The 25862-nt window shown below is 71.5% G+C and carries 23 protein-coding genes; 15 read left to right on the forward strand and 8 right to left on the reverse strand.

Features of this window, described 5'->3' with window-relative positions:
• Window positions 1-4: 4 nt before the first annotated feature.
• Window positions 5-1522, reverse strand: a complete 1518-nt coding sequence (locus OTB20_RS30550) for a peptide MFS transporter (protein WP_267822434.1) — start codon at window positions 1520-1522, stop codon at window positions 5-7.
• A gap of 201 nt (window positions 1523-1723) precedes the next feature.
• On the opposite strand from OTB20_RS30550, the gene OTB20_RS30555 reads away from it, so the two are divergent.
• The 4 genes from OTB20_RS30555 to OTB20_RS30570 all read left to right on the forward strand — a co-directional run bounded on the left by OTB20_RS30555 (window position 1724) and on the right by OTB20_RS30570 (window position 4965).
• Window positions 1724-2734, forward strand: a complete 1011-nt coding sequence (locus OTB20_RS30555) for a polyprenyl synthetase family protein (protein ID WP_267822436.1) — start codon at window positions 1724-1726, stop codon at window positions 2732-2734.
• A gap of 275 nt (window positions 2735-3009) precedes the next feature.
• On the forward strand, window positions 3010-4233 hold the full coding sequence (locus tag OTB20_RS30560; RefSeq protein ID WP_267822438.1) for a LolA family protein: 1224 nt from the start codon (window positions 3010-3012) through the stop codon (window positions 4231-4233).
• Window positions 4234-4348: 115 nt separating this feature from the next.
• On the forward strand, window positions 4349-4552 hold the full coding sequence (locus OTB20_RS30565) for a ribbon-helix-helix domain-containing protein (RefSeq protein WP_239516343.1): 204 nt from the start codon (window positions 4349-4351) through the stop codon (window positions 4550-4552).
• A complete protein-coding gene (locus OTB20_RS30570; RefSeq protein ID WP_267758572.1) occupies window positions 4549-4965 on the forward strand; it encodes a hypothetical protein in 417 nt (138 codons plus the stop codon). Before OTB20_RS30565 ends, OTB20_RS30570 begins: the two co-directional genes overlap by 4 nt.
• An 86-nt stretch (window positions 4966-5051) precedes the next feature.
• On the opposite strand, the gene OTB20_RS30575 is transcribed toward OTB20_RS30570, so the two are convergent.
• The gene (locus tag OTB20_RS30575) at window positions 5052-6368 is read right to left on the reverse strand and encodes a M28 family metallopeptidase (protein ID WP_267822439.1); all 1317 of its coding nucleotides are present in this window, start codon (window positions 6366-6368) and stop codon (window positions 5052-5054) included.
• A gap of 191 nt (window positions 6369-6559) precedes the next feature.
• On the opposite strand from OTB20_RS30575, the gene OTB20_RS30580 reads away from it, so the two are divergent.
• Entirely contained in the window at window positions 6560-6826 is a 267-nt protein-coding gene (locus OTB20_RS30580) for a hypothetical protein (RefSeq protein WP_267822440.1), read from the forward strand.
• Between the two features lie 59 nt (window positions 6827-6885).
• On the opposite strand, the gene rarD is transcribed toward OTB20_RS30580, so the two are convergent.
• The 6 genes from rarD to OTB20_RS30610 all read right to left on the reverse strand — a co-directional run bounded on the left by rarD (window position 6886) and on the right by OTB20_RS30610 (window position 15179).
• Entirely contained in the window at window positions 6886-7857 is a 972-nt protein-coding gene (rarD, locus tag OTB20_RS30585) for an EamA family transporter RarD (RefSeq protein ID WP_267822442.1), read from the reverse strand.
• Between the two features lie 176 nt (window positions 7858-8033).
• On the reverse strand, window positions 8034-9107 hold the full coding sequence (locus OTB20_RS30590) for a 2-oxoacid:ferredoxin oxidoreductase subunit beta (protein ID WP_267822444.1): 1074 nt from the start codon (window positions 9105-9107) through the stop codon (window positions 8034-8036).
• Complete coding sequence (locus OTB20_RS30595) at window positions 9100-11109, reverse strand: 2-oxoacid:acceptor oxidoreductase subunit alpha (protein WP_267822446.1); 2010 nt, start codon at window positions 11107-11109, stop codon at window positions 9100-9102. The genes OTB20_RS30590 and OTB20_RS30595 overlap by 8 nt, the downstream gene beginning before the upstream one ends.
• A gap of 143 nt (window positions 11110-11252) precedes the next feature.
• Complete coding sequence (locus tag OTB20_RS30600; protein WP_324289370.1) at window positions 11253-11912, reverse strand: response regulator transcription factor; 660 nt, start codon at window positions 11910-11912, stop codon at window positions 11253-11255.
• A gap of 404 nt (window positions 11913-12316) precedes the next feature.
• Entirely contained in the window at window positions 12317-13627 is a 1311-nt protein-coding gene (locus OTB20_RS30605) for a sensor histidine kinase (RefSeq protein WP_267822450.1), read from the reverse strand.
• A 355-nt stretch (window positions 13628-13982) separates the two neighbouring features.
• Window positions 13983-15179, reverse strand: a complete 1197-nt coding sequence (locus OTB20_RS30610) for a sensor histidine kinase (RefSeq protein WP_267822452.1) — start codon at window positions 15177-15179, stop codon at window positions 13983-13985.
• Window positions 15180-15334: 155 nt separating this feature from the next.
• Here OTB20_RS30610 and OTB20_RS30615 point away from each other — a divergent pair, with 155 nt between their 5' ends.
• From OTB20_RS30615 to OTB20_RS30660, 10 genes are read left to right on the forward strand one after another with little or no spacing between them, the layout of a single operon-like run.
• The gene (locus tag OTB20_RS30615) at window positions 15335-15742 is read left to right on the forward strand and encodes an NADH-quinone oxidoreductase subunit A (protein ID WP_267758582.1); all 408 of its coding nucleotides are present in this window, start codon (window positions 15335-15337) and stop codon (window positions 15740-15742) included.
• Complete coding sequence (locus OTB20_RS30620) at window positions 15733-16350, forward strand: NADH-quinone oxidoreductase subunit B (protein WP_267822454.1); 618 nt, start codon at window positions 15733-15735, stop codon at window positions 16348-16350. Before OTB20_RS30615 ends, OTB20_RS30620 begins: the two co-directional genes overlap by 10 nt.
• Complete coding sequence (locus OTB20_RS30625; RefSeq protein ID WP_267822457.1) at window positions 16347-18020, forward strand: NADH-quinone oxidoreductase subunit C; 1674 nt, start codon at window positions 16347-16349, stop codon at window positions 18018-18020. The genes OTB20_RS30620 and OTB20_RS30625 overlap by 4 nt, the downstream gene beginning before the upstream one ends.
• Window positions 18017-18985, forward strand: coding sequence for a complex I subunit 1/NuoH family protein (locus tag OTB20_RS30630; protein ID WP_267822459.1), 969 nt, complete (start codon window positions 18017-18019; stop codon window positions 18983-18985). The genes OTB20_RS30625 and OTB20_RS30630 overlap by 4 nt, the downstream gene beginning before the upstream one ends.
• Window positions 18986-19573, forward strand: coding sequence for a NuoI/complex I 23 kDa subunit family protein (locus OTB20_RS30635; RefSeq protein WP_267822461.1), 588 nt, complete (start codon window positions 18986-18988; stop codon window positions 19571-19573). It begins immediately after the preceding gene.
• Window positions 19570-20187, forward strand: coding sequence for an NADH-quinone oxidoreductase subunit J (locus tag OTB20_RS30640; protein WP_267822463.1), 618 nt, complete (start codon window positions 19570-19572; stop codon window positions 20185-20187). Before OTB20_RS30635 ends, OTB20_RS30640 begins: the two co-directional genes overlap by 4 nt.
• Entirely contained in the window at window positions 20187-20537 is a 351-nt protein-coding gene (nuoK, locus tag OTB20_RS30645; protein ID WP_267758592.1) for an NADH-quinone oxidoreductase subunit NuoK, read from the forward strand. The genes OTB20_RS30640 and nuoK overlap by 1 nt, the downstream gene beginning before the upstream one ends.
• Window positions 20534-22591, forward strand: coding sequence for an NADH-quinone oxidoreductase subunit L (locus OTB20_RS30650; RefSeq protein ID WP_267822465.1), 2058 nt, complete (start codon window positions 20534-20536; stop codon window positions 22589-22591). Before nuoK ends, OTB20_RS30650 begins: the two co-directional genes overlap by 4 nt.
• Before the next feature lie 38 nt (window positions 22592-22629).
• Complete coding sequence (locus OTB20_RS30655; protein WP_267822530.1) at window positions 22630-24198, forward strand: complex I subunit 4 family protein; 1569 nt, start codon at window positions 22630-22632, stop codon at window positions 24196-24198.
• Window positions 24195-25769 carry an NADH-quinone oxidoreductase subunit N gene (locus OTB20_RS30660; protein ID WP_267822467.1) on the forward strand — a complete coding sequence of 525 codons (1575 nt, stop codon included), beginning with the start codon at window positions 24195-24197 and terminating at the stop codon, window positions 25767-25769. The genes OTB20_RS30655 and OTB20_RS30660 overlap by 4 nt, the downstream gene beginning before the upstream one ends.
• Window positions 25770-25862 lie beyond the last annotated feature (93 nt).

Raw genomic sequence — 25862 nt, forward strand, 5'->3', positions numbered from 1 at the left:
GGAGTCAGTGGACGGGGTGCATCGTGCGCTTGAGCCACGGCGCGAGCGCGATCACGGCCAGTCCCACCGCGACGGCGATGGCGCCGTTGACGCCGAAGTAGGCGGGGTTGGAGACGTGGCCGTAGATCTTGACCACCTGCGCCTGGATGCCGTTGGCCAGGGCCAGGGAGAGAAACCACAGCGCCATGGTCTGGCTGGCGAACGCCTTCGGCGCGAGCTTCGTGGTGGCCGACATGCCGGAGGTCTCCAGCAGGACGTCGCCGAGCCCGAGCAGCAGGTACGAGCCGATGATCCACCAGGCGGCCATCTTGTACGCGTCACCCGTGTGCCCCGAGGTCGGGACGACCATCAGGAGGAAGGACAGCCCGCCCAGGATCACACCGATGGCGATCTTGTTGGAGGCGTGCGGCTGCCGGCGGCCCATCCGGACCCACAGCCCGGCCACGACCGGGGCCAGGAGCACCTCGAACGCGCCGAGCGCGGAGGCGTACCAGCCGGCGGGGAAGGTGAAGCCGAGGATCTCGGTCCGGGCGTTCGTCGAGGCGAGCAGCATCATCGTCGAGTACGCCTGGAAGAGGATGAAGTTGAAGGCCACCGAGGCCAGGAAGAGCACCACGTACGGGCGCAGGCGCCCCCGCTCCGAGGCCGTCACCCGGGGGCTGCGGAACATGATCGCGAAGTACACGACCGGTGCGATCACCGAGATCAGGGTGAGCAGGTCGACGAACCGGCCCATCGTCAACCAGCCCAGTACCGCCAGAAGGGTGGCGAGCGCGGCGAAGAGCGCGATCCCGCCGATGATCTTCATCACAGCCGAGCGCATCGCGTCGGGCGCCAGCGCGAACTCGGCGGAGTGCTTGCGCCCGGCCAGGTGGCGGCGGCCGAGCACGTACTGGATCAGCCCCGCGGTCATGCCGACGGCGGCGGCCGAGAACCCCCAGTGCCAGCCCTCGTGCTCGCCGAGCCAGGCGGTGATCAGCGGGCCGGCGAAGGCGCCGATGTTGATGCCCATGTAGTAGAGGGCGAAGCCGGCGTCGCGGCGCTGGTCGTCCGTCTTGTACAACTTGCCGACCATGCTGGCCACGTTCGGCTTCAGCAGGCCGGTACCGGCGCTGATCAGGCCGAGGCCCACCCAGGTCATGGCGGCGGTCGGCACGGCCATGGCGTAGTGGCCGCAGGCGATCAGGATGCCGCCCCAGAGCACGGCGCGGTACGAACCGAGGATCCGGTCGGCGAGCCACCCGCCCGCGACGGAGACGAGGTAGACCATGGTCCCGTAGGCCGCCGAGACGGAGGCCGCGGTGGCCGGGTCCATCCCCAGGCCGCCGTTGGCCACCGCGTCCGCGAAGTAGAGGACGAGGATGGCCTGCATGCCCAGGAACGAGAAGCGCTCCCAGACCTCCAGCCCGGAGAGCGTGGCAAGTCCCCTGGGGTGTCCCAGGAAGGCGTGGTCGTCGCCGGGCGGCGGCTGGTCCGCCTCCGGATCCGAAGGCTCGTCTATATCGGTAGAAGTTCTGTACAAAACGCCTTCTCCGGTTGTTTCGGGTCCTCCAGAACATACCGGGATGGATCGGGCGCCGCCCGGCCGGTACGCGGCCCGTGGCCGGGCGGGCGCCCTGGGTGATCGAAAACAGACCGGATACGCTGGCTTGAGTGATGGCAGCGACACATCGACAATCCATGTGATCGTCAAGGTGATCGTCAGCAGACAGGAGTACCCCTCGTGACCGTCGTCGGGCCGTTCGGACTGAGCGTGCGGGACAAGGCTCTTGAGACCGATGTCCAGGCCGCACTGGCCGCCGTCGAGGCGGGTCTGCTGGAAGCCACCAAGAGCGAAGTCCCCTTCATCACCGAGGCCGCACAGCACCTGGTACGCGCCGGCGGCAAGCGGTTCCGCCCGCTGCTGGTGATGCTCGCCTCCCGATTCGGCGATCCCTACGCGCCCGGGATCGTCCCCTCCGCCGTGGTCGTGGAACTCACCCACCTGGCGACGCTCTACCACGACGACGTCATGGACGAGGCGGACGTACGCCGCGGCGTGGAGAGCTCCAACGCCCGCTGGGGCAACTCCGTGGCCGTCCTGACGGGTGACTTCCTGTTCGCCCGCGCCTCGCACATCCTGGCCGACCTGGGCCCCCAGGCCGTACGAGTGCAGGCCGAGGCGTTCGAGCGGCTGGTGACGGGCCAGATCCTGGAAACGGCCGGCCCGCGCGACGGCCGCGACCCGGTCGAGCACTACCTCGACGTCATCGCCGGCAAGACCGGCTCGCTGATCGCGGTCTCCGGCCGCTTCGGCGCGATGATGTCCGGCGCCGACGAGTCGGTCGTCGACATCCTGACCCAGTACGGCGAGCGGCTCGGCACCGCCTTCCAGCTCGCCGACGACGTCCTCGACATCGCCTCCGACTCGCACGAGTCCGGCAAGACCCCCGGCACCGACCTGCGCGAGGGCATCCCCACGCTGCCCGTCCTGCGGCTGCGCGAGATGGCGGCCCAGGGCGGCGACCCGGAGGACCTGGCCCTCGTACGGCTCCTGGACGGCGATCTGACGGACGACGTACGGCACGCCGACGCGCTCGCGCGGCTGCGCGTCCACCCGGCCCTGGAGCAGGCACGCAGGGACACCGTGCGGTATGCGGAGGAGGCACGGGCCACGCTGGCCCCGCTGCCCGACTGCTCCGCGAAGTCGGCCCTGGTGGAGCTGTGCGACGCCGTGGTCCACCGCGCGGGCTGACCGCGGGCAGGACCGCGGGCAGGCACCTGCGACTGGGACCAAAGACAGGGGCGAGGGCCCGGCAACCCCTACGGGTGGGGGAGGCCGGGCCCTCGTCATGTCATCCCTGGGGCGTACTCACAGTTGGCTCCGGGGGCTGACGCCCCGACCCCCTCCCCTTTGGTCAGATAGAGGCACATCCCCACCAGATCGGGTGAGAGTGGCGGCGCGGGGTGGACGTGTACACGCAAGACGGGTAGGTCGCCGCCGTACACACAGAGGTAGGGCAGACAGACATGGCAACGAACGCAAAGACCCGCAAGGCCGCTCGGTACGCCGTACCGGTCGCGGTGTTCGGTGTAATCGCCGGCACGATCGCGATGGTTCCGGCCTTCGCGAACGCCGGCGGTCCGGACCTTCCCAAGGTGACGGCGCAGCAGCTCATCGAGAAGATCGCCGCCTCGGACGTGCAGCAGCTGTCCGGCAGCGCCAAGCTCAGCACGGACCTCGGCCTGCCGAGCCTGCCGGCCGGCCTCCTCGGCGGCGGGGGTGTCACCGGAGGCTCCGCCGACCCGCAGGACAAGGTCGCCCAGCTGGCGAGCGGCACCCACACCTTCCGGGTGGCCGCCGACGGCCCGGACCGCCAGAAGCTCACATTCGTCGACGGCAAGGACGAGTACAGCCTCGTCCACAACGGCGACGACGTCTGGGGATACGACTCCAAGTCGAAGGAGGCCTTCCACGAGAAGGCCCCCGCGGACGCGGGCAAGGGGGACAAGAGCTCCGATCGCAAGACCGGCGACCGGCTCGCGGCCTCCCCGCAGGAGATCGCCCAGGAGGTCCTGGAGGCCGCCGGGCCGACCACCGACGTCAGCGTCGGCGACACGGCCCAGGTGGCCGGGCGCGACGCCTACCAGCTGGTCCTGAAGCCGAAGGGGAACGGTTCGACGGTCGCCTCGGTGAAGATCGCGGTGGATGCGAAGAACGGCGTGCCGCTGCGCGTGCAGCTGCTCTCCACCGACGGCGGCAAGCCGATCGTGGACGCCGGCTTCACCAAGGTGGACTTCGCCAAGCCCGCCGCCGACACCTTCGCCTTCACCCCGCCCAAGGGCGCCAAGGTGACCGAGGGCGCGGCCGGCGATCACGGCAAGGGCGACGCCGAGGACAAGGGCCTGGGCGCGCTGGAGTCCATCCCGGGCCTCGGCGGCCTGACCGGCGGCGCCGAGGGCGGCAAGAACGACATGAAGGTCCTCGGCGAGGGCTGGACCTCGATCGCCCGGATCGAGACCGGCTCGGCGGACACCCTGAAGGGCCTCGACAGCGCGGCGAAGGACAAGAACGCGCCCAAGGGCGCCCAGCAGTTCCTCGACGCGCTCGGGGAGAAGGTCTCCGGGAAGTTCGGCGAAGGCCGCGTCCTGAAGACCCGCGTGGTCAACGCGCTCATCACGGACGACGGCAAGGTCTACGTCGGCGCGGTCACCAAGGCCGAGCTGGTGAAGGCGGCCGACGCCAACCAGTAACCGACGCCGGCAACCGGCCGGGGCAGGTGCGTGAGGGTGGGCAGGGACTGTGTCCCTGCCCACCCTCATGTCGTTCCGGCCCTTTGTACAGCGACCCCGCTGTACCGTGAAAACCATGTCGAGACACGTCACCATCCGCCTGGAAGAAGAGTTCCACGAACGCCTGAAGGCGCGTGCGGCGGCCCTGGGCACGACGGTCACCGCTCTGATCACCGAAGTCACGGAACGCGAGCTCGACGAGGACCGGAAGAACTTCCTTTCCGGAATCGAGGAGTTCGCCGACCACTGGGGCTACTTCCAGGAGCGGTTCGGGCATTGAAGATCACCATGGAGTGGGCATGGACCGCTCTGGCCCACCATCTCCCGTCCGATCCCGCCGTATGGGATCCCTCCGGAGTGGCCGCCGCCGTGGCCCGGCACCAGAACGACCTCGTCCTGGTCCCCGAGCAGCCCGCCCCGGACACCGCGTGGCGGGCCGCGGCGTTTCTGCACACGCTCGCGGTGTGCCCGGCGCTGGAATCCCCGATGAACGAGTTCTACGCCGCCGCCGCCACCCGCTCGTACCTGCGGGTCGCCGGGGCCAAGCAACTGCCGTCGCCGGAGGAACTCGGTGATCTGGTGGAGGCCGCGAAGCTGGGGCACGCCGATGTCGCGGCGGTCGCGCAGGAGCTCCGGGCCCGGATGGAGGAGCCGCTGCCGGCCTCGCTGCGGAGCGGCGCGCAGGACACGTAGAACGCGGTCCGCCGCCGGCCGCGCACGAGGAGTGCGGGCCGACGGCGGGGGTGTGCGCACTGAGCGGGGACGGTCCGGGAGACCTGCTAGAAGGTGATCTTCCAGCTGTTGACGTAGCCGACGTCCTGCGCCGCCGCGTCCTTCACCCGGAGGTTCCAGACCCCGTTGGCCACCTCGGAGGAGGCGTTGACGGTGTAGGACTGCACGAGGTTGTCGGCGCTGCCGCCGGCGCGGTTGTGCAGGTTGTAGACGGTGCCGTCGGGGGCGACCAGGTCGACCACCAGATCACCGCGGTAGGTGTGGACGATGTTCACGTCGACCTTGGTGGTGGCCGGGGCGTTGCCCGTGACGCCCGAGACCGTGATCGGCGAGTTCACCGCGGCCGCGGGGGAGTCCGGGATGTTCACGTCCGCCGTGTTCTCGAACGACTGGCCCGGCGGGACCGGGGTGGCCGCACCCAGGTTCCAGATCGCGTAGGCGATGGCGTCCGAGCTGCGGTCCAGGGCGGTGTCGTTGATGTTCGCCGCGGTGTCGCAGGAGGAGTGGTAGCAGCGGTCGAAGGCCTGACCGGAGGTGCCGCCCCACTTCTGGGCCTGGGCCGCCGTCTTGGTGTAGTCGGCGCCCGAGAACAGGCCGCCCACCGGGATGCCCGCACTCTTGAACGGCGCGTGGTCGGAGCGGCCGTCGCCCTCGGTCTCGATCTCGGTGGCGATGCCGATGCCCGCGTAGTAGTTCTTGAAGGTCTGCTCGATGGTCGGGTCGTCGTCGTAGACGAAGTAGCCCGGGTTCGGCGAGCCGATCATGTCGAAGTTCAGGTAGCCGGAGATCTTCGACTTCTCGGCGGCCGGCAGGTTGTTCACGTAGTACTTCGAGCCGATCATGCCCAGCTCTTCCGCGCCCCACCAGCCGAAGCGCAGGTGCTTCGTGGGCTGGAGCTGCGCGCGGGAGACGGCCAGCGCGGTCTCCAGGATGGCGGCCGAACCGGATCCGTTGTCGTTGATGCCGGGGCCGGCGTTCACCGAGTCCAGGTGCGAGCCGGACATCAGGACCGAGTTGGGGTCGCCGCCGGGCCAGTCGGCGATCAGGTTGTAGCCGGTGGCGCCGCTGGAGGTGAAGGTCTGCAGGCTGGTCGTGAAACCGGCCGCGTCGAGCTTGGCCTTCACGTAGTCGATCGAGGCCTTGTAACCGGGCTTGCCGTGGGCACGGTTGCCGCCGTTGGCCGTGGCTATGGACTGCAGCTGCGTCAGGTGCGCCTTGACGTTGGCGACCGGGATGTCGGGCGGCGTGGGAGCCGCGGCGACCGAGGCCGGCGAGGCGAGCGCGGCGGGAGCGGTGGCGGCGAACAGACCGGCGACCGCGATGGCGGTCACGGCGGCCAGACGCCGGGAGACGGACAGGCTCATGTGGGGGCTCCGGGATTCCGTACTGGGGATGTGTGCGGAAACGTGCGGGGAAGAACTGGTGAGCATCGTGCGTCAGTGCGAGCTGATGTTCAGCGAGAGCATGACATTCCGTCAAGACCTCAATCCGGTCAGCCCTGTTCGGAAAACGGACGGGCCCGGCCCGCGCCGTGGGGCGCGGGCACACTGGAGGGATGGACGCGAAGGAAGTGACCCGGGCGAGCGTGCCCCCGCGTCCTGCGGAGCCCGACCGGCCCGGCATGGCCGAGGCGCGCGGGCGCGGGCCGGCGGCGGTCGTGGAGGCGCACTGGCTGGACATCCGGCTGGTCCGGGAGTGGAGCCGGGAGGCCCACCCCGCGACCCGGCACCGCCACACCGCCACCCTCGCGGTCCTGGCGGCGGCCGGGGCGCACCCGGTGACGAGCCGAGGGGGGACGAGCCGATGGCGAAGCCGTGGGTGACGAGGCCGGGAACGACGGATCCGCCGCCGGCCGGTCGCCGGGCGCTCTGAGGGCCGGGGTTACGCGGTCTCGCGCGCCGGCGTCGGGAGGACGGCCGGCAGGGGCGCGGGCAGGGGCGCGGACAGGGCTTCGAGGCGCAGGGTGCGGGTGCGGTGCGCGGTGCGCAGGGCGTCCCAGGTGAGGATCGAGAGGGCGACCCAGACCAGGGAGAAGCCGGCCCAGCGCGCGGGCGGCATGGCCTCGTGGAAGTACAGGACGCCGAGGCCGAACTGGAAGATCGGGGCCATGTACTGGAGCAGTCCGAGGGTGGACAGCGGGACCCGGATCGCGGCCGCGCCGAAGCAGATCAGCGGGATCGCGGTGACCAGTCCGGCCGAGGCCAGCAGGGCGGCGTGGCCCGTGCCCTGGGTGGTGAAGGTGGACTCGCCCCGGGAGCCGAGCCACAGCAGGTAGCCGAGGGCCGGCAGGAACATGATCACGGTCTCGGCGGTCAGTGACTCCAGGCCGCCCATGCCGAGCTGCTTCTTGATCAGCCCGTACAGGGCGAAGGAGAAGGCCAGGATCAGCGAGATCCATGGCGGCCGCCCGTATCCGACGGCCAGGACCAGCACGGCGGCGACGGCGATCGCGACCGCCGCCCACTGGATGCGGCGCAGGCGCTCGCCGAGGACCAGTACGCCGAGCGCGATGGTGACCAGGGGGTTGATGAAGTAGCCGAGGCTCGCCTCGACGACCGCGCCGTTGTTGACGGACCAGATGTACACGCCCCAGTTCACGGTGACCAGGGCCGCGGCCACCGTCGTGAGGGCGAGCTTGCGCGGCTGGCGCAGCAGCTCCGCCATCCATGCCCAGCGCCGCAGGGCCAGCAGTGCCACGGCGACCACGGCCAGGGACCACACCATGCGGTGGGCGAGGATCTCGATGGCGCCGGCGGGCTGGAGGAGCGGCCAGAAGAGGGGCACGATCCCCCACATCCCGTACGAGGCGAATCCGTAGAGCAACCCCGTGCGCTGGTCGTTCTCTGCCTTCACGGGACCTCCAGAGCTACTTCAAGCCAACCTGACGACGGTAGCGCCGTACGAACCGAAAGTCATTAGCGTTCCACGAGATGGTCATTACATTCGGCGGCGGCCGCCCACCGGCCGGAACGCGCCGAAGCCCGGACCTGGCCTGCGGGTCCGGGCTTCGAAGGGGTGGAGCGGACGGCTCAGCCGACGACGGTCCAGGTGTCGTTCCCGCTCAGCAGCGCGCCCAGGTCGCCCTTGCCGCTGCGGTCCACGGCCGTCTCCAGCTGGTCGGCCATGAGCGTGTCGTAGACGGGCCGGCGCACGTTGCGGAACACCCCGATGGGCGTCTGGTGCAGCGTGTCGGGGTCGGCCAGCCGGGACAGCGCGAACGCGTTGGTCGGGGAGGCCGAGGAGGCGTCGTGGACCAGGATCCGGGACTCGTTCTCGGGGGTCACGGTCACGACCTCCAGGTCCCCGGTGAGCCCGTTGCGCACGACGCCCTTGGCGTTGTCCACGCCGAAGCGGATCGGCCGGCCCTGCTCGAGGCGGATCACGGCCTCCTGGGCCTGCTCGTGGTCCTTGAGCACCTCGAAGGCGCCGTCGTTGAAGATGTTGCAGTTCTGATAGATCTCCACCAGCGCCGTGCCCTCGTGGTCGGCCGCCGCGCGCAGCACCTGGGTGAGGTGCTTGCGGTCGGAGTCGACGGTGCGGGCCACGAAGGAGGCTTCCGCGCCGATCGCCAGCGAGACCGGGTTGAAGGGCGCGTCGAGCGAGCCCATCGGGGTCGACTTGGTGATCTTGCCGACCTCGGAGGTGGGGGAGTACTGCCCCTTGGTCAGCCCGTAGATCCGGTTGTTGAACAACAGGATCTTGAGGTTGACGTTCCGCCGCAGGGCGTGGATCAGGTGGTTTCCGCCGATGGACAGCGCATCGCCGTCACCGGTGACCACCCATACCGACAGATCGCGGCGGGAGCTGGCGAGGCCGGTGGCGATGGCCGGGGCGCGGCCGTGGATCGAGTGCATCCCGTAGGTGTCCATGTAGTACGGGAAGCGCGAGGAGCAGCCGATGCCCGAGACGAAGACGATGTTCTCCTTCGCCAGCCCCAGCTCGGGCATGAAGCCCTGGACGGCCGCGAGCACCGCGTAGTCACCGCAGCCGGGGCACCAGCGGACCTCCTGGTCCGACTTGAAGTCCTTCATCGACTGCTTGGCGGCCGCCTTGGGCACCAGGGAGAGCAGGGTCCGGCTGTCGCTGTCGGTCACCTCAGTCATTGATGGCCTCCTTGAGATGGTTGGCGAGCTGCTCGGCCTTGAACGGCATGCCGTTCACCTGGTTGTACGACGCCGCGTCGACCAGGTACTTCGCCCTCAGGAGGGTCGCGAGCTGCCCGAGGTTCATCTCCGGCACCACTACCTTGTCGTAACGCTCAAGGACCTCGCCCAGATTCCTGGGGAAGGGGTTGAGGTGGCGCAGGTGGGCCTGCGCGATGGGGAGCCCGGCGACCCGCAGCCGGCGTACGGCGGCGGTGATCGGCCCGTACGTCGAACCCCAGCCGATCACCAGGGTCCGCGCGCCGTCCGGGTCGTCGACCTCCACGTCCGGGACCAGGATGCCGTCGATCTTGGCTTGGCGGGTGCGGACCATGAACTCGTGGTTCGCCGGGTCGTACGAGATGTTGCCCGTGCCGTCCTGCTTCTCGATGCCGCCGATCCGGTGCTCCAGGCCCGGCGTGCCCGGGACCGCCCACGGGCGGGCCAGGGTCTGCGGATCGCGCTTGTACGGCCAGAAGACCTCGGTGCCGTCCGCGAGCTCGTGGTTGGGGCCGGAGGCGAACTGCACCTTCAGGTCCGGCAGGTCCGCCACGTCCGGGATCCGCCAGGGCTCGGAGCCGTTGGCGAGGTAGCCGTCGGAGAGCAGGAACACCGGAGTCCGGTAGGTCAGCGCGATCCGGGCCGCGTCCAGCGCCGCGTCGAAGCAGTCCGCCGGGGTGCGCGGGGCCACGATCGGCACCGGGGCCTCGCCGTTGCGCCCGTACATCGCCTGGAGCAGGTCGGCCTGCTCCGTCTTGGTCGGCAGGCCCGTGGACGGGCCGCCGCGCTGGATGTCCACGATCAGCAGCGGCAGCTCCAGGGAGACCGCCAGGCCGATCGTCTCGGACTTCAGGGCCACGCCCGGGCCGGAGGTGGTGGTCACGCCGAGCGCGCCGCCGAAGGCCGCGCCCAGGGCCGCGCCGATGCCGGCGATCTCGTCCTCGGCCTGGAAGGTGCGTACGCCGAAGTTCTTGTGCTTGCTCAGCTCGTGCAGGATGTCCGAGGCCGGGGTGATCGGGTACGAGCCCAGGTAGACCGGCAGATCGGCCTGCTGCCCCGCCGCGATCAGCCCGTAGGACAGGGCGAGGTTCCCGGAGATGTTGCGGTAGGTGCCGGCCGGGAAGGCGCGGGTGGCCGGGGCCACCTCGTAGGAGACGGCGAAGTCCTCGGTGGTCTCGCCGAAGTTCCAGCCGGCCCGGAAGGCGGCGACGTTCGCTTCGGCGATCTGGGGCTTCTTCGCGAACTTCTGCCGCAGGAAGGTCTCGGTGCCCTCGGTCGGCCGGTGGTACATCCAGGACAGCAGCCCGAGCGCGAACATGTTCTTGCTGCGCTCGGCCTCCTTGCGGGAGAGCCCGAACTCCTTCAGCGACTCGACGGTGAGGGTGGTCAGCGGCACCGGATGGACGCTGTAGGCGTCCAGCGAGCCGTCCTCCAGCGGGGAGGTCTCGTAGCCGACCTTCGCCATCGGGCGCTTGGTGAACTCGTCGGTGTTGACGATGATCTCCGCGCCGCGCGGCACGTCCCCGATGTTGGCCTTCAGCGCCGCCGGGTTCATCGCCACCAGGACGTTCGGGGCGTCGCCCGGCGTCAGGATGTCGTGGTCGGCGAAATGCAGCTGGAAGGAGGAAACGCCGGGGAGGGTGCCTGCGGGCGCCCTGATCTCGGCGGGGAAGTTCGGCAGGGTCGAGAGGTCGTTGCCGAAGGAGGCGGTCTCCGAGGTGAAACGGTCACCGGTGAGCTGCATGCCGTCACCGGAGTCACCCGCGAAGCGGATGATCACCCGATCGAGTCGGCGTACTTCCTTGGCGCGCGCTTCACCGGCGTCCGCGCCGTGACCGCCGTGGCTCGGGGTGTCGTCGTTCGGGGTGTCGTCGTTCGGGCCCGGCGACGTCCGCTGTTCGCCGACGACCGCGCCTTCGGCCCCGTCGGACTGTTCGGCTGGGCTACTGACCTGGCTGGTCACTGAACTGGACCTCCTTCGAGGCGTGAGCACTGCCCGAGGTCAACCCTACGTCCGCAGGGATTCCTACTCGGGGTGCTCATTTTCTGGACCGCCCCTTCGGCGGTCTGTCCGAATCCGGCCTTACCTGACAGAGTGTCAGTTGATCAAGATCTTAGGTAAGTGAGAACGGCCAGCACTCGCCGGTGATCCCCGTCACTGGGCGACAGGCCCAGCTTCATGAAGATGTTGCTGACGTGCTTCTCCACCGCGCCGTCGCTCACCACCAGTTGCTTGGCCACGGCGGAATTGGTGCGCCCCTCGGCCATCAGCCCGAGCACCTCGCGCTCGCGCGGGGTCAGCCCCGCCAGCACGTCCTGCTTGCGGCTGCGGCCGAGCAGCTGCGCCACGACCTCCGGGTCCAGCGCGGTACCGCCCCGGGCCACCCGGACGACGGCGTCGAGGAACTCCCGCACGTCGGCCACCCGGTCCTTGAGCAGGTACCCCACTCCGGTACTGGAGCCGGCCAGCAGCTCGGTGGCGTACTGCTCCTCCACGTACTGGGACAGCACGAGCACGCCTATGCCGGGGTGCTCGCGCCTCAGCCGCACCGCGGCCCGTACGCCCTCGTCGGTATGCGTCGGCGGCATCCGCACATCGGCCACCACCACGTCCGGCAGCGCGTTCTCCGCCGCCAGCTCCGCCACCGTCTTGATCAGGGCTTCCGCGTCCCCTACGCCCGCGACGACGTCATGCCCCCGGTCGGTCAGCAACCGGGTCAGGCCCTCACGCAGCAGCACTGAATCCTCGGCGATGACCACCCGCACCCTGTCTTCCACGACTCCGCTGCTCCCGCGTCCGCTCATGCCCCGTGTTCCCTGACTGAGCCAAGCATCCCAGTCTTGAGGCCGGATATAGGCGGAGTGCGAGCGACGCGTATCCCCGGACCGGCTGTTTTCGGCCCGGGCGGCCCCTCCCACGCCCCCCACCAGCCGAAGTCAGGGATTTGGCCCCCACCCCGACGGGGCGAACGACACCCCCGGGGGGTGCCTGCTGCGCCCCCCGGGTTCGACGGAGCGGCCGGGGTGCACGGCATGCGACGGCACGGACACCCACTCGGGGGCATCCGTGCGGTCGTCGGGGACGGGTCGGGGTCGGGTCGGGGTCGGGTGAGAGGGGGAGTGGGGCCGGGGTCGGGTGAGAGGGGTGGCGGGGTCGGGGCCGGTGGGGCTCAGGCCCCGGCCGGGCGCCAGGGGAGTTCGGCGGTGACGCTCGTGCCGCCACCGGCGGGCGAGTCCACGACGAGCACCCCGTCCACGGCGTCGAGGCGTTCGGTCAGCCCCGCCAGTCCCGACCCGGCCAGGGCGCCGGCTCCGCCCACGCCGTCGTCGGTGACCTGGATCAGCAGCCGGTCGCCGGACTTCCACACGTCGGCCCCGGCCGTACGGGCCCCCGCGTGCTTGCTCACGTTCTGCAGCAGCTCCGAGACCACGAAGTACGCGATCCCCTCGATCGCCGCCGCCGGCCGCGCGGGCAGCTCCACGGACACCCGTACCGGTACCGCACACCGCGAGGCCACCGAGGACAGGGCCGCGTCCAGCCCCCGGTCGGTCAGGATCGCCGGGTGGATCCCCCGCGCCAGGTCCCGCAGCTCCTGGAGGGCGGTCTTCACCTCACCGTGGGCCTCGTCCACCATGCGGGCGGCGGCCTGCGGGTCCTGCGTCAGCTTCTCCTTCGCCAGCCCCAGATCCATGGCCAGCGCCACCAGCCGGGCCTGCGCCCCGTCGTGCAGATCGCGCTCGATGCGCCGCAGATCGGCCGCGGCGGTGTCGACCATGACACCCCGGTCGGACTCCAGCTCACTGACCCGGTGCGCGAGCCGCGACGGCCCGAGCAGCCCGGAGACGAGCACCCGGTCCACCGTGGTCAGGGCGCGGATCACCCAGGGGGTGGCCAGCGTGAGGGCCAGCCCCGTCACGAAGGTCGCCGCGATCCTCACGGGGGAGTCGAGGTAGAAGGAGTAGTCGTCGTTCTGGAAGAGCTGCAGCCCCGGCTGATCGGTGAACGCCGGGAAGACCCAGAACCAGAGCGGGTAGAGCAGCATGGCCCACCCGTAGGCCCAGAACACCAGGGCCACGCAGAAGGCGAACACCGCCCACGGGAAGTGGATCACGGAGTACAGCACGTGCCGCCAGGCGCTCCCGCTCTTGAGCAGCGCCCCCATGCGGGCGATGGCCCCGCCCTTCTCCGCCCGGATCGGCGCGGGCTCGGCGATGGCGTGGCCGAGCATTCCGCGCATCCGGGCCCGCTCCACGCGCCCGAATCCGCGGCACATGGCCAGCACCCCCGCCAGCACCGGGACTCCGAGGAAGGTGACGAGCAGTCCCGCGCCGAGGCTCACGCCGGTGATGGCGAGGGAGAAGTACAGAGTGCTGAGCGGCAGCCCGAGCATCAGGTACCCGAACTCCCGCCACGTCCGCCCCTCGACGGGAGCCCGCAGGACCCTGCCGATACCGCTGCCGCTCTGTGCGCCGCTGTCCATGTCGCCGACCCGCCCTTCATCCACTGTGTCCCCCAACCCTCCCGCCGAGCACCCCCTCACAACCATCCGGTGCGTCGGTCTCTCCCCTGGGGGGTTAACCCCCCAGGGGCTTGGCCTGGGTTGCCCGCAGGGCAATTTCAGCCCGGCCCGGGGGCCCCTCCCCGCGGTAGCCGGGGGAGATTGAGGCGCGGGGGTCCGGGGGCTGGTCCCCGGCAGCGGCGCCGCACTCACCCACGAGCGGGCACCGAGACCACCGGGGACGGCCCACCGCGGCAGACGGAGCCGGGCACGCCCCACAACACGCAGGCGCCGGGCCCCGTAGCCGGGCCCGGCGCCAATGACGACTACAGACGAGCTAGCGCCCGACCCCCCGCTCCCGCCAGGGCAGCTCCGCCGTCACGACGGTCCCCGCACCCTCCGGGGACTCCACCACCAGCACCCCGTCCACCGCGCCGAGCCGCTCGCCCAGCCCCGCCAGCCCCGACCCGGCCCCCGCGGACGCGCCCCCGCGCCCGTCGTCCGACACCCGGATCAGCAGCCGCCCGTCGGTGGTCCCGCCCGTCCGCCACACCTCGACCTCGGCGCCCCGCGCCTGCGGACCGGCGTGCTTGCTCACGTTCTGCAGCAGCTCCGAGACCACGAAGTACGCGATCCCCTCGATCGCCTCCGCCGGCCGCGCGGGCAGGTCCACCGCCACCTTCACGGGCACCAGGCACCGCGAGGCCACCGAGGACAGCGCCGCGTCCAGCCCCCGGTCCGTCAGGACCGCCGGGTGGATCCCGCGCGCCAGGTCCCGGAGTTCCTGGAGGGCGATCTTCACCTCACCGTGCGCCTCGTCCACCATCGCCGCCGCCCCCTCGGGGTCCTCCAGCAGCTTCTCCTTCGCCAGGCCCAGCCCCATCGCCAGCGCCACCAGCCGGGCCTGCGCCCCGTCGTGCAGGTCCCGTTCGATGCGCCGCAGGTCCGCCGCCGCCGTGTCGACCACGACGCCCCGGTCGGACTCGAGCTCCGCGATGCGCCGCTCCAGTTCGTCCGAGGGCGACAGCAGGCCCCGTACCATCGCCCGGTCCACGTTCGCGAGCCCGCGAACCACCCACGGCAGGACCGGCCACAGGACGAACAGCCCGGTCAGCGCCACGGTGAAGGTGAGCACCGCCCAGGGCAGCCGGATCAGTTCGAACAGCACGGTCCGCCACGCCACCGGGTCCTTGAGGCTCGCCCACAGCCAGGGGAAGAACCCGCCGGACCGCCCCGGCCCGGGCATCGGCGTCGGCTCGTCGACCCGTACGCCCAAGAGGTCGCGTGCCCGCGCCCGTTCCAGCCGTCCCAACTGGCGAGATACGAACAGGCCACATGCGAGCAGCGGAAGCCCGACCGCGGTCACCGACAGGCCGCCCGCGGTCGACACCATCACGACGGTGAAGACGAACCCGATGAGGGCGGCGGGGAAATTGCTCAACAGATAGGCGATTTCCTTCCACGTCACGGCATCGAAGGGAGCGCGTACGGGAGGGGGAGCGCCGTCGTCGGGGGTGTGCTTGCTCGCGGTCATGCGCCCACCCTGTCAACCGCGGGACCCCCGTGCCATGGGGTAGCCGGGCCGAGGTAAACGGGGGATAACCCCACCCCGTCGTGGCCAGGCCCTAGACTCCCGTCCGTACCAGATCAACCTGATCGTCGACAGTCGCCGAGGAACGAGGAACGGACGTGCCCGAACCGACGGTATCGACCGTAACCGTGCTCGCCGCGGACTACTTCCGGACGTATTCGGTCGTCGGCCTCCTGGCCGCGCTCGGTGTGCTCTTCGTGGCGGTGGCGTTCGGCGCCGGCCGGCTGCTGCGCCCCGTCGTCCCGACCCGCGAAAAGCTGCTGACCTACGAGTGCGGCGTGGACCCGGTGGGCGAGGGCTGGGCGCACACCCAGGTCCGCTACTACGTCTACGCCTTCCTCTACGTCATCTTCGCCGTCGACTCGATCTTCCTGTTCCCGTGGGCGACGGTGTTCGCCGCCGCCGGTTACGGCGCCACGACGCTGGTGGAGATGTTCATCTTCCTCGGCTTCCTGGCCGTCGGCCTGCTCTATGCGTACAAGAAGGGCGTCCTCGAATGGCTGTGACCCCGGCTGGGACTCCGGCCGTGCCGTCGGAGCCGCAGCTGCTCCCGGAGCCCAAGAGGCTGGGTGTCCTCTCCCGCCTCGCGCCCGAGCCCATGAAGGTGATCCTCAACTGGGGCCGCCGCTACAGCCTGTGGGTCTTCAACTTCGGCCTCGCCTGCTGCGCGATCGAGTTCATCGCGGCGTCGATGGCCCGGCACGACTTCATCCGGCTCGGAGTCATCCCCTTCGCACCCGGCCCGCGCCAGGCGGACCTCATGATCGTCTCGGGCACGGTGACCGACAAGATGGCCCCGGCCGTCAAGCGGCTGTACGAGCAGATGCCCGAGCCGAAGTACGTCATCTCCTTCGGCGCGTGCTCCAACTGCGGCGGCCCGTACTGGGACTCGTACTCGGTGACGAAGGGCGTCGACCAGATCATCCCGGTCGACGTCTACGTCCCGGGCTGCCCGCCCCGCCCCGAGGCGCTGCTCCAGGGCATCCTCAAGCTCCAGGAGAAGATCGCCCGCGAATCGCTCGCGGAGCGCTACGCGAACACGGCCCCGCCGTCCCCCGCGCAGCTCACCAGCGGCCTGGTCACTCCTCCCCCCGCCCCCGGGACGGACGCGTGAACCTCTACGACTCCCTCCCCGACGCGGCGGGAACGGTCTTCGGTGAGGAAGCCGTGGGCTCCTTCGCGTACTCCGTCCTCACGGTCGACGTCCCCACCGCGAGCTGGATCCCCGCGCTGGAGATCGCCCGCGACAAGCTGGGCTGCACCTACTTCGACTGGCTGAGCGCGGTGGACGAGCCGGGCACCGGCTTCCGCGTCTGCGCACACGTCGTCTCCCTCGAGAACCACCGCGTACGCCGCCTCCTGCTGCGGACCACCGTCCCGCACTCGGCGCCCTCCCTGCCCTCGGCCGTCCCGGTCTACGCCGGCACGGAATGGCACGAGCGCGAGACCTTCGAGATGTTCGGCATCGTCTTCACGGGCCACCCGAACCTGGTCCCGCTGCTCCTCCCCGAGAACTTCGAGGGCCACCCGCTGCGCAAGGACTTCGTCCTCGCGGCGCGCGTCGCCAAGGCCTGGCCGGGCGCGAAGGAACCGGGCGAGGGGCACGACCCGGACGCCCCGAAGCGCCGCCAGATGCTCCCGCCGGGCGTCCCGGACCCCAACGACTGGGGCCCGATGAAGGGCCAGCTCCCCCCGGCCCCCGCCCGCCCCGCCCGCACCCCGCGTGCGGCGGCCGGCGCCCCCGGCGAACGCCCGGCGCGCGCGCCGCGCGAGGGCGTCCCGACCCGCCGCCCCCGCCCGGCGACGGCCGATACCACCACCGCCGAGCCCGAGCCCCTGGCGACCCCGACCGACGCTGCCTCGGAGCCCCCGACGACGGCGGAAGCCGTCCCGGGCCGTCCGGTACGCCGCTCCCGCTCGGTGACGGAGGGCTCAGCGAGCCAGGCGGACGCCTCGTCCTCGGAGCCCCCGACGGCGGCGGAAGCCGTCCCGGGCCGTCCGGTACGCCGCTCCCGCTCGGTCACGGAGGGCTCCGCGAGCCAGGCGGAGGCCTCGTCCACAGAGGCGACCCCGCCCCCGGTGGACGCCCCGACGACCCCGACCCCGGCGCGAGCCACCCCCGCTCAGGCGGAAACCTCGAAGACCCCGCCGACGGCGGAAGCCAGCGCCACTGAGGCGAAAGCCCCGGCGACTCCGGCGACTCCAGCGGCCCCGGCGACTACGGCGTCGCCGGAAGCTGCCCCGGGCAGCCCGGTACGCCGCTCCCGCTCCGCCTCCGAAGGCTCCGCGAGCCGGGCGGAGGCCCTGGGCGAGGCAGCCGGAACCCCGGATACGGAGCCGGGCACGGGCGGAGCCACCGCTCGCACGCCGCGCCGTACCCGCTCCGTCGCGGACGGCTCCGCGAGCCAGGCCTCGGCTCCGGCCGAAGCCGAGGGCGAGCCCGCGGCGGAGCCACAGGCCCCCGCGCGGCCGGTGCGCGGCAGCACGGACGCCCCCTGGCACAACCCGAAGCCCGCCTTCGACACACCCCCGGCCCAGCCGGCGGACTCCGCCGAGCCGGAGGGGGCGCCCGCGCCCGCAGCCGAGCGGAAGCCCGTATCCGAGCCGGAGTCGGAGTCCCCGTCCGAGCGGGAGCCCGCATCCGAGCGGGGGTCGGCGGCGAAGCCCGCGCCGGAGCCCCCGTCCGAGCGGAAGCCCGCGTCCGAGTCCGAGTCCGGGTCCGAGCCGGACCCCGCGTCCGAGCCGGACCCCGCCCCCAACGACCCCACCGGAGGCGCCGCGTGAACGACGTCCTCGACGTCGCCCTGCGGCTGATCGTCGTCTTCGCCGTCTTCCTCGTGCTCCCGCTCGTCGTCGGGCAGACCGAGCACAAGGTGATGGCCCACATGCAGGGCCGCCTCGGCCCCATGTACGCCGGCGGCTTCCACGGCTGGGCCCAGCTCGTCGCCGACGGAGTCAAGTTCGTACAGAAGGAAGACATCGTCCCGGCCAACGCCGACCGCCGCGTCTTCCAGATCGCCCCCGCCGTCGCGCTCCTCCCGTACCTCCTGGTCCTCCTCGTCATCCCCATCGGCCCCGGCGAGGGCGCCGTCGGCCAGGTCATCGACGCCGGCCTGTTCTTCGCGCTGGCCGTCATGGGCGTCGGAGTGCTCGGCTCGCTCATGGCCGGCTGGGCCTCCGCGAACAAGTTCTCCCTCCTCGGAGGCCTCCGTACCGCGGCCCAGCTGCTCGCCTACGAGCTCCCCATGCTGCTCACGGCGGCCTCGGTCGCCATGGCCGCCGGAACGGTGTCGCTCCCCGGCATCGTCGGCGCCTTCGAGTGGTGGTGGCTGCCCTGGCAGATCGTCGGCGGGCTCGTCTTCTTCACCGCCGGCCTCGCCGAACTCCAGCGGCCCCCCTTCGACATGCCCGTCGCCGACTCCGAGATCATCTTCGGCGCGTACACCGAGTACACCGGCCTGCGCTTCGCACTGTTCCTGCTCGCCGAGTACGCCGGAATCGTCGTCCTGTGCGCCCTCACCACCGTCTTGTTCCTCGGCGGCTGGCACGGCCCCTTCGGCGGCGAGGACTTCGGCTGGGTCTGGACCCTGCTCAAGATCGCCGCGCTCTCCTTCGTGGTCATCTGGCTCCGTGTGAGCTACCCCCGCCTCCGCGAGGACCAGCTGCAGAAGCTCGCCTGGACCGTACTCATCCCGCTCGCGCTCGCCCAGATCGCGCTCACCGGCATCGTGAAGGTGGCGATCCAGTAAATGCCCCCCATCCCCGGCTCAGGCCTCGCCAAGGGCCTGGCCGTCACGCTGCGCACGATGACGAAGCGCTCGCACACCGCCCAGTACCCCGAGGTGCAGCCGCAGCTCCCGCCGCGCTCGCGCGGGGTCATCGGCCTGTTCGAGGAGAACTGCACGGTCTGCATGCTGTGCGCACGCGAGTGCCCCGACTGGTGCATCTACATCGACTCCCACAAGGAGACGGTCCCGGCCACCGCCCCCGGTGGCCGGGAGCGCAGCCGCAACGTCCTCGACCGCTTCGCCATCGACTTCTCCCTCTGCATGTACTGCGGCATCTGCATCGAGGTGTGCCCCTTCGACGCGCTGTTCTGGTCGCCGGAGTTCGAGTACGCCGAGACCGACATCCACGAACTGACCCACGAGCGCGACAAGCTGCGCGAGTGGATGTGGACCGTCCCGGCCCCGCCCGCCCTGGACCCCGGCGCCGAGGAGCCCAAGGAAGTCGCGGCCGCCCGCAAGGCCGTGGAGAAGGCCGAAGCCGCCGCAGCCGCCGCCGCAGCCGAGGCGACCACCGCCACCCAGGCCCCGGCCCCGGAAGGAGACGCGTGATCACCGCAGCCGCCCAAGGCAACGGCTTCCTCTCCCCGACCGGCGTCGAGATCGCCTTCGTCCTCGTCGGCCTCGCCACTCTCGGCGCGGCCGCCGTCACCGTCACCACGAAGCAGCTCGTGCACGCCGCCCTGTGGCTGGTCGTCGCGCTCGGCGGCGTCGCCGTCGAGTACCTGCTGCTGACCGCCGAGTTCATCGCCTGGGTCCAGGTGCTGATCTACCTCGGCTCCGTGGTCGTCCTCCTCCTCTTCGGGCTGATGCTCACCAAGGCCCCGATCGGCCGCTCACCGGACGCCGACTCGGGCAACCACCCGGTCGCGCTCGGCGTCGCCCTCGTCGCCGCCGCCGCGCTCGTCTGGGTGGTCGTCGACGCCTTCCGCACCACCTGGATCGACCTCGACGGCCCCGCCCAGGGCTCCACCAAGGTCTCCGGAGAGATCCTCTTCCGGCACTGGGTGCTGCCGTTCGAGGCGCTCTCCGTCCTCCTCCTCGCGGCCCTGATCGGTGCCATCGTGCTGTCCCGCAAGGACACCCCCGACGCCCCCCACGCCGCGAAGGCCACCGCCGCCCCGGCGGCCGACGCGCCCGCCGCCGACAAGAAGGGGCAGCGCTGATGCACCTCGCCTACCCCGCCGTGCTGGCGGCCCTCCTCTTCTGCACGGGCCTGTACGGAGTGCTCGCCCGCCGCAACGCCATCCTGGTCCTGATGTCCGTCGAGCTGATGCTCAACGCCGTCAACCTCAACCTGGTGGCCTTCGACGTCTGGCTGCGCGACAGCCTGCACGCCGGCCAGGCCCTCACCCTCTTCACCATCGCCATCGCCGCAGCCGAGATCGGCATCGGCCTCGCGATCGTGCTGATGGTGTACCGAAACCGGGGCACCGCGGACGTCGACCGACTGCGCGACACCGCCGAGGGCCACGAGCCGGACAGCGCGAACCCTGCGACCGGAGCCGCCGCGTGAGCACCCCGACCCTCGCCGTACTGGTCCCCCTCCTGCCCTTCCTGGGCGCGCTGGCGGGACTGCTCCTCGGCCGCACCGCCCCCGGCTTCGTCAAGCCGCTCGCCATCCTGCCGACGCTGGCCGCCGCCGTCCTCGCGGTCCTGGTCGCCTTCCGCCAGGCGGGCGGCAAGGCGATCGACACGGCGACCGAGCTCACCCCGACCGGCTCGGTACCCATCGAACTCTCGCTCCACCTGGACGGCTTCGCCGTCATGGTGGCCGTCCTCGTCGGCGTCGTCGCCACCTGTGTGCAGATCTACTCGACGGCTTACCTGCGCGAGGACCCGCGCTACCCGTCCTACGCCGCCCTGGTCTCCCTGTTCACCTCCGCCATGCTGCTCGTCGTCTACTCCGGCGACCTGATGGTGCTGCTGGTCGGCTGGGAGATCATGGGCATCTGCTCGTACTTCCTGGTCGGCCACTACTGGGAGACCGAGGCCGCCCGCTCCGCCTCCCTGAAGGCCTTCCTCGTCACCAAGCTCGGCGACGTCCCCTTCCTCATCGGCCTGTTCGCGCTCGCCACCGACGCCGGCTCCTTCCGGATCACGAAGATCCTGGGCACCGTCTCCGCGGGCGGGCTCGACCACCCGACGCTCATCGCGCTGCTCCTGCTGGCCGGAGTCGCGGGCAAGTCCGCGCAGTTCCCGCTGCACACCTGGCTTCCGGACGCCATGGCGGGCCCCACTCCGGTCTCCGCACTGATCCACGCCGCGACGATGGTCGCCGCCGGCGTCTACTTCGTCGCCCGCCTCCTCCCCGTCTTCGCGGCTTCCCGGGCCGCGCTGGTGGTCATGGCCGTCATGGCGGCCGTCACGATGATCGGCTCCGCCCTGGCCGCCCTGGCCCAGGACGACATCAAGCGGGTGCTCGCCTACTCCACGATCGGCCAGCTCGGCTACATGACCGGGGCCCTGGCCGTCGGCGACCGCGCGGCCGCCGTCTTCCACCTCCTGTCCCACGGCGCCTTCAAGGCGCTCCTGTTCCTCGGCGCCGGCGTGATCATCCATGCCGCGGGGACGAACTCCCTGGCCGCCATGTCCCGTATGGGCGGGCTGTCCAAGCGCATCCCCGACGCCTTCTGGACGATGACGATCGCCCTGCTCGCGCTCGCCGCCTTCCCGCCGTTCGCCGGCTTCTTCTCCAAGGAAGCCGTCCTCGTCGCCGCCGAGCACACCGCCGGCGGCCACTCGGAGCTCGCCCCGAGCGCGGCCGGCTGGGTGGTCCTCGTCGCCGGCGTGCTGACCGCCCTGCTCACCGCCGCCTACGCCACCCGGCTGTGGCTGATGGCCTTCCGCGGCCGGGGCGCTGCCGCCCCCGACCACGGCAAGGAGCCCGTCGCCATGACCGGCGTGCTGTGGCTGCTGGCCGTCCCGTCCGTGGGCTTCGGCCTGCTGGGCATCTACCTCTCCGACTTCTTCGACGGCCGGGAGCTCACCCCGTCGCTGACGACCTCGGTCCTCGGCACGGGCGCCGCCGCCGTCGGCGCGGTCCTCACCTACGCCCTCTGGCAGCGCGCCGAGGCCAAGGCCGCCCTCGCCCCGGCATCCCCGGCCGGAGCCGGCGCCGCCACAGTGCCCGACCCGGGCCCGGCCTCCGCCGACGTGTCCGTGGCCGTCGCCGCCGCCGAGTCCGCCGCCGAGACCCCCGAAGTCGGCGAGGTCACCCACGGCCGGCCCGCCGACCTCGTGCTCTCCCCGGTCCCCGCCGCCGACCCCGGCCGCGCGCTGCTCGGCCCGCTGTACCGGCACGCCGCCGTCGGCTTCCACCTCGACGCCGTCTACGACCGCCTGTTCGTCCGCCCCGTCCGGGCCGCCGCAGCCCTCGTACGCTTCCTCGACCGCGAGGTGGTGGACTCGTACGTCCGTGGCGCGGGCCTCGGCCCCCGGCTGCTCGGCGGCCTCGTACGCCGCGCCCAGACCGGCAACGTGCAGAGCTACCTGAGCGCCCTGCTCGCCGGCGCCGTGGTCCTTGCGATCGCCACCGCCGTCCTCGCCAACGTCAACGCCGGATCGTGAGCCGTGAGTCAGCCGTGATTGATATCAGCCCGTCCGTGATGCAGTTCCTTCTGGCGTTCGTCGTGGCCGCACCCCTGCTCGGCGCGGTCGCCGCGCTCCTTCCGGCCCCGCCCGGGCTGAAGGGCAAGAGCCCCGAACAGGCCGTGCTGCGCCACGGCGTGACCGTGACCGGTGTCATCCTCGCCGCGGCGATCGCCCTCACCGTGGGCTTCGACCACGACGCGCCGTCCCGCTTCCAGGCGACGACGGACATCAGCTGGATCCAGGCCCTGAACGTCCGGATCCACCTCGGCATCGACGGCATCTCGCTCCCCCTGCTCCTGATGACCGCGCTGCTGTTCTTCCTCTGCGCGCTTTACAGCTACTTCAAGCTCCCCGCGGGCCCCTCCGCGAAGGCGTTCGTCGCCCTGCTCCTGGTCCTGGAGTCAGGCACCCTCGCCACCTTCGCCGTCCTCGACCTGCTGCTGTTCTTCCTCGCCTTCGAGATGGTCCTCATCCCGATGTACTTCCTCATCGCCCGCTGGGGCGGTGCTCGGCGGCAGGCCGCCGCCTGGAAGTTCATCCTCTACACCCTCCTGGGCTCCGTGGTCATGCTGCTCGGTCTGCTGCTGATCGGGCTGAACAGCGGCACCTTCGACATGGTGGCACTCGCCTCTGACAACGGCCGCGAACTGTCCCACACCACCCAGGTCCTGGCCGTTCTCGCCATTGGCATCGGGCTCGCAGTGAAGACCCCGATGTGGCCGCTGCACAGCTGGCTGCCGGACGCCCACACCGCCGCCCCCACCGTCGGCTCCGTCCTCCTCGCGGGCGTCATGCTGAAGATGGGCACCTACGGGTTCGTCCGGATCCTGCTGCCGGCCACCCCCGACGGCATGGCCACCTTCGCCCCGTACCTGGGCGCCTTCGCCGCCGTCGGCATCGTCTACGGGTCCCTGGCCTGCCTCGCGCTCGCCCGCAAGGGCAACAAGGGCGACCTCAAGCGCCTCATCGCGTACTCCTCGGTCGGCCACATGGGCTTCGTCCTCCTCGGCATCGCGTCCATGACCCCCACCGGCGTCAACGGCGCGCTGTTCGCGAACATCGCGCACGGTCTCATCACCGGCCTCCTCTTCTTCCTCGTCGGCGCGCTCAAGGACCGCTACGGCACGGCCGATCTCGACACCCTCGCCGGAGTCACCGGAGCGGCCCTCTACGGCCGCGCCCCCCGCTTCGGCGCGTTCCTCGCCTTCGCCGCCGTCGCCTCCCTCGGCCTGCCCGGGCTGGCCGGGTTCTGGGGCGAGATGCTGGCCCTCTTCGGCGCGTTCGACCCCGCCGAGGGCCTGTCGCGGCCCGCGTTCCTCACGTACATGTCCGTCGGCGCGTTCGGCACCCTGCTCACCGCGGCCTATCTTCTGATCGTCGTACGGCGGGTGTGCATGGGCGACCCGAAGGCAGCGCGCGAAAGCGGCACCGCCCCGGTGGTCCTCGCGGACATCCAGCGGTACGAGTACGCCGCCTGGACCCCGCTCGTCGCCCTCACCGTCCTCGCGGGCCTGTGGCCCGCGGTCCTCCTCGGCCTCACCGACCCGGCCGTCCAGAAGCTCCTCGCGGGAGGAAACTCATGACGGTCCTTCAGCCCCTCGTCACCGCCGCCGCCGACGCCCCCAGCCTGGTCCAGTCCGTCGACTGGCTCGCCATCGCACCGGTCGTCATCACCGCCGCCGTCGGCCTCCTCGTCCTGGTCGCCGACCTCTTCGTACCGGAACACCGCAAGCCGCTGCTCGGCTGGATCTCCGTGGCCGGACTGGCCGCCGCGACCGCCACCCTGCTGCCGCTGCGCGCCGGCGACCGCAGCACCTTCTGCCTCACCGGCCCCGGCACGGCGGACCCCGCCGCGTGCAGCTACGCCGCCGACCACTTCGCACTCGTCGTCCAGTTCCTCGTCCTGGGCGGCGCCCTGGTCACCGCCCTGCTGTCGGTCACCACCGTCCGCGAGGCACGCATGCCGGCCGGCGAGTACTGGTTCCTGCTGCTCTCCTCCGCCGCCGGCGCGGCCCTGCTGCCCGCCTCCCGCGACCTCGCCACCCTGATCGTCGCCCTCGAAGTCGCCTCGCTGCCCGCCTTCGCCCTCGTCGGCATGCGCCGCGGCGACCGGCTCTCCTCCGAGGCCGCCCTCAAGTTCTTCCTGTCCTCCGTCACCGCCACCGCCGTGTCCCTGATGGGCGTCAGCTTCGTCTACGCCGCCACCGGCTCCCTGCACCTCACCCAGGTCGCCGAACGGCTCGGACACGTACCGGGCCGGCTCGACACCCTCGCCATGGCCGGCGTCGCGCTCACCCTGGTCGGCTTCGCCTTCAAGACCGCCGCCGTCCCCTTCCACTTCTGGGTCCCGGACACCTACGTCGGCGCCCCGCTGCCCGTCGCCGGATACCTGTCGGTCATCGGCAAGGCCGTCGGCTTCACCGGCCTCATCCTCGTCACGGTGATCGCGTTCCCCACGTACTCCGACGTCTGGGGCCCGGCCCTCGCCGTCCTCGCCGCGCTCACCATGACCCTCGGCAACGCGGCCGCCCTGCGTCAGTCCGCCGACCGGCCGGGCGGCGCCGTACGGCTGCTCGCCTGGTCCTCGGTGGGCCAGGCCGGCTATCTGCTGGTCCCGATCGCGGCCGCCGCCTACGCCGGCCGCGACCAGATCGGCTCCACCGTCGCCTACGCCCTCATGTACGCCGCCGTGAACCTCGGCGCCTTCGCCGTGGCCGCCCTGGTGGCCCGCACGAAGCCGCTGCACCGGCTCTGCGACTACCGGGGCCTGTACGCGGAGAGCCCGCTCGCCGCCCTCGCACTGGCCTTCTTCCTGCTCTGCCTGGCCGGTCTGCCGCCGGGCATCATCGGGCTCTTCGCGAAGGTCACCGTCTTCCGCTCGGCGGTCGACGCGGGGCTGGGCTGGCTCGCCGTGGTCATGGCCGTCAACGTCGTCGTCGCGCTCTACTACTACCTGCGCTGGACCACCCTGCTCTTCCGCGCCCCCGACGTGGACCCGGCGCAGGAGGGCACCCAGGAGGGCGCCCAGCCCCGTACGAGGACCCCCTGGCCGGTCACGGCGGCCATCGTGCTCACCGCCGCCACCGCCCTGCTCCTCTCGGGCGCCCCGCAGCTCGTCCTGCGCTTCGCCACGGGCAGCCTCTTCCCGCTCTAGAGCCGCGGGTGAGCGCCCCGGAGTCCCGTCGGACCCGTGCGAGAGGCCCGGCAGAGCCGCGCCCGTAACCCGTACGGCCCAGTCCTCATCGTG

This window comes from Streptomyces sp. H27-H1, assembly GCF_026627445.1.
Classification (GTDB): domain Bacteria; phylum Actinomycetota; class Actinomycetes; order Streptomycetales; family Streptomycetaceae; genus Streptomyces.